Origin of the sequence: Mycobacterium sp. (assembly GCF_008709575.1) — a bacterium.
In the GTDB taxonomy this organism is placed as follows: Bacteria; Actinomycetota; Actinomycetes; order Mycobacteriales; family Mycobacteriaceae; genus Mycobacterium.
Window position 1 is genome coordinate 18695 of record NZ_VYIK01000023.1, and the last position, 12009, is coordinate 30703.

Annotated in this window: 9 protein-coding genes and 2 tRNA genes; 2 read left to right on the forward strand and 9 right to left on the reverse strand. The window is 64.2% G+C overall.

Features of this window, described 5'->3' with window-relative positions; translation table 11 throughout:
* The first annotated feature begins 81 nt into the window (after positions 1–81).
* Positions 82–507, forward strand: a complete 426-nt coding sequence (cwsA, locus tag F6Q13_RS07215) for a cell wall synthesis protein CwsA (protein ID WP_293054523.1) — start codon at positions 82–84, stop codon at positions 505–507.
* A 6-nt stretch (positions 508–513) separates the two neighbouring features.
* Here cwsA and F6Q13_RS07220 read toward each other — a convergent pair.
* The 9 genes from F6Q13_RS07220 to dnaA all read right to left on the reverse strand — a co-directional run bounded on the left by F6Q13_RS07220 (position 514) and on the right by dnaA (position 11336).
* Positions 514–586, reverse strand: a tRNA-Ala gene (locus F6Q13_RS07220).
* Between the two features lie 70 nt (positions 587–656).
* A tRNA-Ile gene (locus F6Q13_RS07225) sits at positions 657–733 on the reverse strand.
* 72 nt (positions 734–805) lie between these two features.
* Positions 806–1600, reverse strand: coding sequence for a DUF3566 domain-containing protein (locus tag F6Q13_RS07230; RefSeq protein WP_293054526.1), 795 nt, complete (start codon positions 1598–1600; stop codon positions 806–808).
* A gap of 49 nt (positions 1601–1649) precedes the next feature.
* The gene (gyrA, locus tag F6Q13_RS07235; RefSeq protein ID WP_293054529.1) at positions 1650–4163 is read right to left on the reverse strand and encodes a DNA gyrase subunit A; all 2514 of its coding nucleotides are present in this window, start codon (positions 4161–4163) and stop codon (positions 1650–1652) included.
* Between the two features lie 41 nt (positions 4164–4204).
* Positions 4205–6235 carry a DNA topoisomerase (ATP-hydrolyzing) subunit B gene (gyrB, locus tag F6Q13_RS07240; protein ID WP_293054586.1) on the reverse strand — a complete coding sequence of 677 codons (2031 nt, stop codon included), beginning with the start codon at positions 6233–6235 and terminating at the stop codon, positions 4205–4207.
* A 221-nt stretch (positions 6236–6456) separates the two neighbouring features.
* The gene (locus F6Q13_RS07245) at positions 6457–7011 is read right to left on the reverse strand and encodes a DUF721 family protein (RefSeq protein ID WP_293054588.1); all 555 of its coding nucleotides are present in this window, start codon (positions 7009–7011) and stop codon (positions 6457–6459) included.
* Between the two features lie 17 nt (positions 7012–7028).
* The gene (gene recF, locus F6Q13_RS07250) at positions 7029–8192 is read right to left on the reverse strand and encodes a DNA replication/repair protein RecF (protein WP_293054532.1); all 1164 of its coding nucleotides are present in this window, start codon (positions 8190–8192) and stop codon (positions 7029–7031) included.
* A 10-nt stretch (positions 8193–8202) separates the two neighbouring features.
* The gene (dnaN, locus tag F6Q13_RS07255) at positions 8203–9402 is read right to left on the reverse strand and encodes a DNA polymerase III subunit beta (protein ID WP_293054535.1); all 1200 of its coding nucleotides are present in this window, start codon (positions 9400–9402) and stop codon (positions 8203–8205) included.
* A gap of 446 nt (positions 9403–9848) precedes the next feature.
* Positions 9849–11336, reverse strand: coding sequence for a chromosomal replication initiator protein DnaA (gene dnaA, locus F6Q13_RS07260; RefSeq protein ID WP_293054537.1), 1488 nt, complete (start codon positions 11334–11336; stop codon positions 9849–9851).
* Between the two features lie 512 nt (positions 11337–11848).
* Between dnaA and rpmH the strand changes: the two genes are divergently transcribed.
* Positions 11849–11992 (forward strand): 50S ribosomal protein L34, encoded by a 144-nt coding sequence (gene rpmH / locus F6Q13_RS07265; protein WP_083088040.1) that lies wholly within the window; start codon positions 11849–11851, stop codon positions 11990–11992.
* The last annotated feature ends 17 nt before the right edge of the window (positions 11993–12009 follow it).

The window sequence follows — 12009 nt, forward strand, 5'->3', positions numbered from 1 at the left end:
GCCGGGCGGTGCCGACAGCGCACCCGATGCCGATGGTGGCAGGCTGGAAGTTCGACTACCAGCGCGGCAGAAAGGCGGCACATGACGGCGACAGATGACACCCGGTTGACTCCGCGGCAGCGACTGACCCGGGGCTTGAGGTACTCCGCCGTCGGGCCGGTGGACCTCACCCGCGGGCTGGTCGGGCTGGGCGTCCACTCCGCGCAGGCAGGGACCTCGACCCTGCGCCGGCGCTACCGCGACCGCCGGTTGGCTGCCGAGCTGCAATCGGCCCGGGACGCCGTCACCGCCGAATTGGCGGCCGCGCGTCAGGTGGTCGCCACTCTGCCGCAGGGGCGACACCCGGCCCGCCGGTCCTGCCACGCTGGACGGCGAATGTGGGTGATCACCGGCATCGTCGCGGTGGCGCTCAGCGGCGGCGCGGTCGCTTGGTCGATGGTGCGGCGCTCCGCGCGCCAGGACAGCTCGCCCCGCCCACCCAGCGTCGACGTGCACCAGCAACTGTAGGGCCGGTGGAGCCTAGGGGATTCGAACCCCTGACTTCTGCCTTGCAAAGGCAGCGCTCTACCAACTGAGCTAAGGCCCCGCTGCCGCCAGTGCGGCGACCGCAGCCCATGGCACCACCGGTGCTGCGAAGCGTCCCGGTGAACACCTGGTGGTGGGCCTAGGAGGACTCGAACCTCCGACCTCTTCGTTATCAGCGAAGCGCTCTAACCGCCTGAGCTATAGGCCCCAACACGCGCGCAGCCGAGCGCCGAGACTACCGCACCCAACCGTGCGCCCCCAAACCACATCGCCGGCCGCCCTAGTCGCGGTCGGCCAGCGTCACTTCGACGCCCCCGATCAGGTCGGTGGTCAGGTTGTAGACGAAGGCGCCTATCGTCGCCATCGCGGTCAACAGCACGATGTTGACCAGCCCGATCAGCAGCGCGCCGCCGAAGATCGTGCTGCCGGAGACCAGTTGGGTGCTGCCGCTGGTGTTGTTCAGCAGGTCGCCGACGTTGCTGTTGAGCTTGCTCCACACGCCCATGCCGCCGAGCACCAGGTACAGGAACGCAACGGCGATCATCCACACGAAAAACAGCGCCACCGAGAGCACCAAGGATACTTTCAGGGTGCTCCACGGGTCGATCCGGCGAATCTGCATACTGGCCCGCACCGGACCGCGCGGCCGCACACCTACCTGGACAACCCCGACGTGCCGGTCCCGGCCGGCACCGGTCGCCGCACCCCGAGCCCGGTCCTGGACGGGGTTGCGCGGAACCGGCCCGGACAGGTCGGGCAGTTCGCTGGGATAGGCCTCGGGCTCGGCCGCCGCTGTCCCAGTGGCGCCGGGCGGCGCTGCGCCTGCGACGAAGCGGCTCAGCCGCGCCTCGACGCCGGGCGTGTGCGCCGGCTGCGCTTCGTGCTGTACCGGCGCTGCGACCGGCGGGCGCTGCTGGGCTTGCCGGGGACGGCCGGCGCGCTGCAACGGGGCTGTCTCGCCGCCGCTCGATGCCCGGCCCGCAGGTGGCCGGTGCGGGCCGTCGCGCTGCATGGAGCCGGTCCCGTTCGGCTTGTCGCCCGGTTCGGGGGTTTTAGGCTCGTCCGGTGCACTCACCGCAACTCCTTAGCTGTGCACCCGGCCGCAGCAGCAGCCGGCGCGTGCATCATGTCGTCTCGGTACCCGCGTCGTCCTCACCGTCGGCCACACCGGCCTCTTCGGCGTTGCGGGCGATGGCTAACAGTGTGTCGCCCTCACCCAGGTTCATCAACCTGACCCCTTTGGTCTGACGTCCGGCCTTGCGAACTTGCCGCGCCGCCGTGCGGATCACCCCTCCGCTGGAGGTGATGGCGTACACCTCGCTGTCGTCGTCCACGATCAGCGCTCCAACCAGCTTGCCACGACGGGCGTCGTACTGGATGGTCAGGATGCCCTTGCCGCCGCGGCCCTGGGCGGGGTACTCCTCGATCGCCGTGCGTTTGGCGTATCCGCCGGATGTGGCTACCAGCAAATACGTGCCTTCCCGGACCACGTTGAGCGACAACAGGTAGTCGTCGGCGTTGAACCGCATACCCTGGACACCCGACGTCGCCCGGCCCATCGGCCGCAGCGCCTCGTCGGTCGCCGAGAACCGGATCGACTGCCCGTTGGCCGAGACCAGCAGCAGATCGTCGTCGGCAGAGCACAGCACCGCGCCGACCAGTTCGTCGCCGTCGCGCAGATTGATCGCGACGATCCCGCCCGAGCGGTTGGACTCGAAATCGCTCAGCTTGGTCTTTTTGACCAGGCCGTTGCGGGTCGCCAGCACCAAATACGGGGCATCGGTGTAGCTGCGGATCTGGATGACCTGGGCGATGCGCTCCTCCGGTTGGAACGCCAGCAGATTGGCGACGTGCTGTCCGCGGGCCGTGCGGGAGGCTTCGGGCAACTCGTACGCCTTGGCCCGGTATACCCGGCCTGCGGTGGTGAAGAACAAGATCCAGTCGTGTGTCGAACAGACGAAGAAGTGCCGGACGATGTCGTCCTGCTTCAAGCCGGCCCCCTGCACGCCCTTGCCGCCCCGTTTTTGGCTTCGGTACAGGTCGGTTTTGGTGCGCTTGGCGTAACCGGTCTCGGTGATGGTGACCACGACGTCCTCGCGGGCGATCAAGTCCTCGTCGCTTACCTCGCCGTCGGCGGCCACGATCCGGCTGCGGCGCTCGTCGCCGTACCTGTCGACGATCTCGGCCAGCTCGTCGCGAACGATCGTCCGCTGGCGTTCCGGTTTCGCCAGGATGTCTTCCAGGTCGGCGATCTCGGCCTCGATCTTGGCCAGGTCGTCGACGATGCGCTGACGCTCCAACGCCGCCAGCCGCCGCAGTTGCATGTCCAGGATGGCCTGCGCCTGGATCTCGTCGATGTCGAGCAGCTCGATCAGGCCGGCCCGGGCGATGTCCACGGTTTCCGATGCCCGGATCAGCGCGATCACCTCGTCGAGCGCGTCGAGCGCCTTGACCAGACCACGCAGGATATGTGCGCGTTCGTTGGCCTTGCGCAACCGGTAGGTCGTGCGCCGTACGATCACGTCGAGCTGATGCTCGACATAGTGGCGGATCATCTGGTCGAGCCGCAACGTGCGCGGCACCCCGTCGACGATCGCCAGCATGTTGGCGCCGAAGCTGGTCTGCAGCTGGGTGTGCTTGTAGAGGTTGTTGCACACCACCTTGGGCACGGCGTCGCGCTTGAGCTCGACGACGATGCGCAGACCGACCCGGTCGCTGCTCTGGTCTTCGATGTTGGCGATGCCGCCGAGTTTGCCGTCGCGGACCTGTTCGGCGATCGAGGCGATGAAGTTGTCGTGGTTGACCTGGTAGGGCAGCTCGGTGATGACCAGCGACGAGCGGCCGCGTGAGTCTTCTTCGACCGCGACGACACCGCGCATCCGGATCGACCCTCGCCCGGTCCGGTAGGCGTCGGTGATGCCTTCGGTGCCCACGATCAACCCCGCGGTGGGGAAATCCGGGCCTTTGACCCGCTCGGTGACCGCGGCCAGCGTTGTCTCTTCGTCGGCGTCGTAGTTGTCCAGCGCCCAAAACACCGCTTCGGCGAGCTCGCGCAGATTGTGCGGCGGGATGTTGGTGGCCATTCCCACCGCGATGCCGCCCGACCCGTTGGCCAGCAGATTGGGGAACCGGCTCGGAAGGACAGTCGGCTCCTGCACCCGGCCGTCGTAATTTGGAGTGAAATCGACTGTCTCTTCGTCGATCTCACGCAACATCTCCATTGCCAGCGGCGTCAGACGAGCTTCGGTGTAGCGCATCGCGGCCGGCGGATCATTGCCGGGCGAACCGAAGTTGCCCTGACCGTCGACCAGCGGGTAGCGCATAGACCACGGCTGGGCCATCCGCACCAGGGTGTCGTAGATCGAGGCGTCGCCGTGCGGATGGTAGTTCCCCATCGTCTCGGCAACGGAGCGAGCCGATTTCGCGTGGCTACGGTCCGGACGAAAACCCGAGTCGTACATCGCGTAGAGGACCCGGCGATGCACCGGTTTGAGGCCGTCTCGCACCTCTGGCAACGCCCGGCCGACGATAACGCTCATCGCGTAGTCGATGTAGCTGCGCTGCATCTCCTGCTGAATGTCGACCGGTTCGATCCGATCGGCAGCATCGCCGCCGGGCGGCAGCGTGGTATCAGTCATCTAGTCCTCGTTTGCCATCGAGCAGGGGAGCCAAGGCATCATCAGACATCCAAGAAACGAACGTCTTTGGCGTTGCGGGTGATGAAACTGCGGCGCGCGTCGACGTCTTCGCCCATCAAAATCGAGAACAGTTCGTCGGCTGCAGCGGCGTCATCGAGGGTGACCCGGCGCAGCACCCGAACCGAGGGATCCATCGTGGTTTCCCAGAGTTCCTTGGCGTCCATCTCACCCAGACCCTTGTAGCGCTGGATTCCGTCGTCTTTGTTGATCTTCTTCCCCGCTTTGAGTCCGGCCGCCAGCAGACCGTCGCGCTCGCGGTCGGAGTAGGCGAATTCGGGCTCGGAACGTTGCCACTTGAGCTTGTAGAGCGGGGGCTGAGCCAAGAACACGTGGCCGTTCTCGATCAGCGGCCGCATGAATCGGAACAACAGGGTGAGCAGCAATGTCGATATATGCTGGCCGTCGACGTCGGCGTCGGCCATCAACACGATCTTGTGGTAGCGCAGTTTGGAAATGTCGAACTCGTCGTGGATTCCGGTGCCCAGCGCGGTGATGATCGACTGCACCTCGGTGTTCTTTAGCACCCGATCGATTCGCGCCTTCTCGACGTTGATGATCTTCCCTCGTAACGGAAGGATCGCCTGGAACATCGAGTCGCGGCCGCTCTTGGCCGAGCCGCCAGCCGAATCACCTTCCACAACATACAGTTCCGAGCGTCGTGGATCCGTGGAACGGCAGTCTGCCAGCTTACCCGGAAGTCCACCCAGATCCGTTGCGCTCTTGCGGCGGACGAGTTCTCGCGCTTTACGGGCGGCGATCCGCGCCTGCGCAGACGACACCGCCTTGTTCACCACTGTCTTGGCGTCGGTGGGATTCGCCTCGAACCAGTGACTGAGCTGTTCATTACACACTTTTTGGACGAAAGACTTCACCTCGGTGTTGCCCAGCTTGGTTTTGGTTTGACCCTCGAACTGCGGTTCGGTGACCTTGACCGAGATCACGGCCGCGAGCCCTTCACGGATGTCGTCGCCGGTCAGGTTGGGGTCTTTGTCCTTGAGCAACTTGCGGTCTTTGGCATATTTGTTGACCACCGACGTCAACGCTGCCCGGAAACCCTCTTCGTGCGTGCCGCCTTCGTGGGTGTTGATCGTGTTGGCGAAGGTGTGCACCGATTCGGAATATCCGGCGTTCCACTGCATGGCGATCTCCACCTCGTGCCCGGGACCCTTGCCGGAGAAGTCGACGATCGTGCTGTGGATGGGATTTTTGGTCCGGTTGATGTGTTTGACGAAGTCGACCAACCCTCCGGGGTAGTGGAAGACGCGGTGTTTGACCTTGTGCGGGCCGTCACGTTCTTCGGCCCGGTCGTGCGCCGACCGCGGCGCCGCGGCGGTGTCGCTGACGACCTCGTCGACGATTTCCTCAGCGGTCACCCGTTCGTCGATCAGGTCGATGGTCAGGCCCTTGTTGAGAAACGCCATTTCCTGCAGCCGCCGAGCGACGGTCTCGAAGTCGTACTCGGTGGTCTCGAAAATGTCCGGGTCGGCCCAGAACCGGACGGTGGTTCCCGTCTTCGTTGTCTTCTCACCCTGTTTGAGGGTGCCGGGAACGGAGCGATCGTAGTGCTGAAACCACTCGTAGCCGTCGCGGGCGATTTCAACCTCGAGCCGCGTCGACAGGGCGTTGACCACCGAAACACCCACGCCGTGCAAGCCACCCGAGACCGCATAGGCGCCGTCGTCGCCGCCGAACTTGCCGCCGGCGTGCAGCTGGGTCATCACGACATCGACGGTGGGTATGCCCGTCGCATGCATGGCCACCGGGATACCGCGGCCGTCGTCGCGGACCTCGACTCCGCCGTCGGCGAGAATCTTCACGTCGACTCTGGTCGCGAAACCCGCCATCGCCTCGTCCACAGCGTTGTCGACGACCTCCCAGATCAGGTGATGCAGGCCCCGCTCCCCGGTAGAGCCGATATACATGCCCGGTCGTTTCCGGACAGCCTCCAGGCCTTCGAGAACCTGGATATCTCCGGCGTCGTAGGAGTTGCGGGCCTTTTTCTGGGCAGCCACAGTCGGAAAGCTCTCCTTGGGGTTGCACACGCGCAGTCCAGTCACTGCGCGCGGGTTCTCCTCCAGTCTACCGGCAATAGGCGCCCGCACCCATTCTGTGAGGGTGTTTCCACACAGCTGTCGGCGCCGTCCGCGGAATTTTTCGGCATGCTCTGGGTTGTGACGGCGGGCACGCCCGATCGCACTATTGTCGTGGCTTTAAGCCGACCTGGCCGAAACCGTCAGCCGTAGGTGTCGCGCGGCCCTCGCCCGGCGACATGCAGCGGTCCTTTACGCCACGACGGTGCGGCCGGTCCGGTAATTTTCAGCGCCGTCACGACGCCGTGGCCGACCTGCGCTGCGATCTTGGCCAACAGTTGTGGTTGCATCATCCGCAACTGGGTCGCCCATGCGGTAGATTCCGCCGCGACGCTGAGCACACCTTCGCGAAGGGCGGTCGGTGTGGCATGGTCGGCGATCTGGTGACCGACCACCACAGCCCACTGGCCCACCACCAACCCTTCTGCCACCCGCGACGACCAGCCGTGTCGTCTCGCCACCTCCCGTGCGGCCTCGCCCAACGGCTGGGGGTCACGGACGTCAGGACCCGGCCCGGACCAGCTCCGCCGTCTGGAGCTGCCCGCGACGCGGCGCATCGATACCCCCCGCCCTCGTCCGAGGTCTTTACCTTGACTGCGGCCCTGACTGCGCGCCGCACTGCGAGCCTCGTCCAGCGCACGCCTGACCAGGTCCATTTCACCGCGTCGGCTGCGCTGCGCCGCTGACCCGGGAACCACCCCGCCGTCTGTGTCAGTCACTTCAGCACCGCCGAGACACGTCCGTCATCGTCGTCGTGCAAGACAATAGCGACGCGGCGCGCATCCCACTCGCGGGGAATGTCGTCAGGCACTGCCGTGGTGACCAGTACCTGCTCGGCCGAGCTCGCGGCGGCCGCCAGCGCCTCTCGCCGGGCCGCGTCCAACTCGGCAAAGACGTCGTCGAGCAGCAACACGGGATCGGCACCCTCACCCCGCAACAGCTCGTAGCCCGCCAACCTCAAAGCCAATGCCATCGACCACGATTCCCCGTGACTGGCAAAACTTTTCGCTGGTTGATCACCGAGCCGCAACTCCAAGTCGTCACGATGCGGACCAACCAGGCACATGCCGCGGTCAATTTCGGCCGCCCGGCGCGCCGACATCCCGGCCGCCAGCGCGCCGGCAAGAACGTCGATGTCACCGGCGTCGCTGCCATCGCACGCCCCGGTGTCGACACTTGCGCGATACCGGATCGCCGCCGATCGCGATCCCGGTGCCAGCAGCGCATACGCCTTGCGTACCTCCGGCGCCAACGCGTTGACCAGTTCCATCCGCGCCACCATCAACTCCGCCCCGCGCACTGCCAGCTGCTGATCCCACACCGCCAGCGACTCCGCGATGTCGGTGGTGCCATGACCGCGCTGTCGCGTCGCACTCGCCGTTTTCAGCAGTGCCGTGCGCTGCCGCAGCACCTTGTCGTAGTCGGCCCGCACCGCAGCGATACGGGGCCGCCGCATGGCGGCCAAGTCATCGAGGTATCGACGCCGCTCAGCGGGATCTCCGCGAACCAGGGCCAGATCTTCTGGAGCAAACAGTACCGCGCGCAACACCCCGACGACAGCGCGCGGGCTGCGCACCGGCGCGCGGTTCAGGCGGGCCTTGTTCGCACGGCCAGCCACGATCTCCAGATCGACCGAACATTCGCGACCTTCGTTGACAACGATTGTCGACACCAGTGCCCGCGCTGCCCCTATGCGTATCAAAGGGGAATCCGTAGCGACCCGATGTGAACCAAGCGCAGACGAATACCATAGTGCTTCAATAAGATTCGTTTTCCCATAACCGTTAGGACCGACAAACACGGTTCGCCCCGGCGCCAGTTCGAGATCGGCATGCGCCCAGGAGCGAAAATCACGCAGCCCCAGGTGACGAACGTACACGCGTCGACCGCTAACCCGGCAATCGGACCGGCATCAACAGGTAAGTGTAATCCGTCGACAAAGCCGGAAACGGACCGTGACCGATGGGCGCGGGATCGTCGTCGCGCACCGGCCGCAGCACTGCCGGTTTGCGATCGGTGGTGAAACCGAATGAGACCCGCTCGGCGTGCAACGCTCCCAGCCCCTCGCTGAGATAAGTCGGATTGAACGCGATGATCAAGGGTTCACCGGCAAAATCCACCGGCAGATCCTCTTCGGCCCGGCCTACGTCGTCAGCGCCCGCCGACAATCGCACAGTGCCCGCTGAAAATTCCATCCTCATTTGTGCGCCCCGCTCAACAACCAACGCCATCCGTTTGATGGCTTCGGTCAGTTCGTTGACGTTGATCGTGGCGACCGCGGTGTGCTCGGTGGGCACCAATTGCCGAAACTTCGGGAACTCGGCATCGAGCAAGCGTGTGGTGGTGCGTTTGCCGTTTCCGCTGATCCCCAGTAGACCTTCGTTGCCCACCGCAGAGCCGGATCCCAGCGACACATGGACCTCGCCGCCGAAACTGCCCGTCTTGGCGGCCTCCGCCAGCGTCTTGGCCGGCACCAGCACGGCCGCCTCCACGTCGGCCGCAACCGGTGACCACGTCAACTGACGAACCGCCAACCGGAATCGGTCGGTGGCCGCCAACACCACCGTGTCCCCCGAAATTTCCACCCGTATCCCGGTCAACATCGGCAGGGTGTCGTCACGGCCCGCTGCCACGGCCACCTGCGTGATGGCTTCAGCAAACAACTCCGCCGACAGGGTGCCGGTCTCAGCCGGTAATGCCGGCAACGTCGGATAGTCCTCGACCGCCATGGTGGGCAACGAGAATCGGGCGCTGCCGCAGCTGATCGCCAATCTGGTGCCGTCGACGTGCACGTCAACAGGCTTGTCGGGCAACGCGCGGCTGATCTCAGACAGCAGCCGACCGGAAACCACAACTTCTCCCCCAGAGTCGATTTCAGCCGGCATTCGCACCTCGGCGGATACCTCGTAGTCGAACCCGGAGATCGTCAACGAATTGTCCGTCCCCGTCAAGAGAACGCCGGCCAATACCGGCACGGTGGGTCTGGCAGGCAGGTTGCGCGTCACCCAGGCCACGGCGTCGGCGAACTCGTCGCGGACCAGACGAAATCTCAAATCGGACACACCGACCTTGGTCGTGGCCACGTCCATAGCGTCCCTTCACCAGCTCGAACTACACGGTCACAGGTCAGCGGTCGCCCGCGGTGACGAAGGCTGACACCGGTACCGATCATTACGGCCGCAACCGCCACCGATCTTCAACCGTAAAGCTTCCGGGGCCAACTTGAAAGCTCGTGGCTGGGGCGATAGCACAATGCTCCGGCACCGGAGACGAAGGTGTGCACGGCCGCTTTTTCGAAGGTGAAGGAAGAGATGACATACCAGTATCAGTAGTAAGTCTTGTGGATTGTGGGGATAGCACGACATCACCGCTGCTGGGTAAGCAAATATGGCTGTGGATGACGGTGGTCACAGTTGTGGGCTCGCTGGGTTGGAGTTGGGGATGGCTGGTGGGTGTGCGGGGCCGCTCCACCGGATGAAGACGGTGCGGACCGGTTGTTGACACGTGCATCGACAGGTTCCGGTAACGCGCGGGCTCAGCGCTTGGAGCGTTGACGGATACGCGTGGTCAGTTCTTTGACATGGTCGAAGACCTCCCGGCGTTCGGCCATCTCTCCGCGTACCTTGCGCTCGGCGTACATGACGGTGGTGTGGTCACGTCCGAATGCCTGGCCGATCTTGGGCAACGAGAGGTCGGTGAGTTCCCGGCACAGGTACATGGCGATCTGGCGTGACTGGGCCAGGGCGCGAGTCTTGCCCGGTCCGCGGAGTTCTTCGACGGTGGTATCGAAGTATTCGGCGGTGGCGGCCATGATGGTAGCCGCGCTGATCTGCATGCTGCTGGCATCGGCGATCAAATCGCGCAGCACGATTTCCGCCAGAGCTTTGTCGAGCGGGGCTTTGTTCAATGATGCGAACGCGGTGACTCGAATTAACGCACCCTCGAGTTCGCGGATGTTGCGTTCGATGCTGCTGGCAATGAGTTCGAGGACGTCGTCGGGAACGGCGAGACGCTCCATCTGGGCTTTTTTGCGCAAGATGGCGATGCGGGTTTCCAGTTCGGGTGGCTGCACGTCGGTAATCAGTCCCCACTCGAAGCGGGTGCGGAGCCGATCTTCAAGTGTGGCAAGTTGTTTAGGCGGACGGTCGGAAGAGATGACGATCTGTTTGTTCGCGTTGTGCAGCGTGTTGAAAGTGTGAAAAAATTCTTCCTGGATTCCTTCTTTGCCCTCGATGAATTGGATGTCATCGACAAGAAGCACGTCGACATCGCGGTAGCTGCGCTTGAACGCGACCTTGCGGTCGTCGCGGAGTGAGTTGATGAAGTCGTTGGTGAACTCTTCGGTCGAGACGTACTTGACGCGCATCCCGGGGAACAGCCGTTGCGCATAGTTGCCGGCCGCGTGTAACAAGTGGGTTTTGCCCAGACCCGATTCACCCCAGATGAACAACGGGTTGTAGGCACGGGCCGGCGCTTCGGCAATCGCGAGAGCTGCGGCGTGCGCGAAACGGTTCGAGGCGCCGATGACAAATGTATCGAAGGTGTAGCGACTGTTCAGGCTGTTGCCGACGGCGCCGGGATCGTCACTCGGGCGACGGGCGGTGAAGTAGGACGGCCAGCTGTCATGAGCGCTGGCGAGTGCTTCGCGGTCTTCGTCGACGTCGTCGCGGTCGGTCTCGAGATCTTCTGACGCCGGACTCTGGGAATCCTCAGGTGGTGGAGCGATGCGTACGCCCAGTTGGATCTGTTGTCCTAGCAGTCGGCTCAGTGCATCGGTGATCGGGGTGCGCAGATGACGTTCGATTTCGTTTTGCACGAAGCTGCTCGGCACTGAGAGCAGGGCAAAACCCTCCACGATGGTCAGCGGTTGCACGAGGTTCAACCAGGCCTTTTGTTGGGGAGTCAACCTGGTAGGAAGCGATTGGCTGTCAGCGCGTCCGTCGTCGGTGGCGTTGTCACCGTTGAGTTCGGAGACGACCGCATCCCACACGGTCGCAAAACCGACACCGGGATCATCGGTCAACGACAGATCCCCCTGGTTCCCAGTCGAACTATCTACGGCTGACGCTGACAACCTGTCCACATAGTTATCCACAGGTGTGGACAAGATGTGTAGCGGTGCGCATTATGGACGGGGATACGCCGAACCGGTGGGTTCGTGATCCCCGTCACGTTGGCGGGCGCCGTTCCGGGTTTGGAACGGCATGCCCGAAGCTAACAGTTTTCGTTACACCTGCCAACCGTTCTGCAATATTGCCTGAGGATTGATTGCGCGACGAGGATGAGGACGAGGTTGGTGTGAAACCGGTCAAGTCTGGTGCGTGCAACGACGGGCGGGGTTTGACCCGGCGAAGACGGGTCAGTACCCTCGAACAGTCGCCCGAAAGTCGGCGATACGGTTGCGATCCGAGGATTCGGGGTCCGCGCCGGTTGACACCGGGGTACGGGGCTCATCGCGGGCTGCGCGTGCAGAGCCGTGGCCGTTTCGGGGTGGCCTGAGCAGCAGAGGGTGCCTGACGTAGCGAGGAGAAAGTCGTGGCGAAGGGGAAGCGGACCTTCCAGCCGAACAACCGGCGCCGAGCTCGCGTGCACGGCTTTCGGCTGCGGATGCGGACTCGGGCGGGTCGGGCGATCGTGTCTAATCGGCGTCGTAAAGGGCGCCGCACCCTTACTGCGTGATTCGTTGCAGGTGTCAC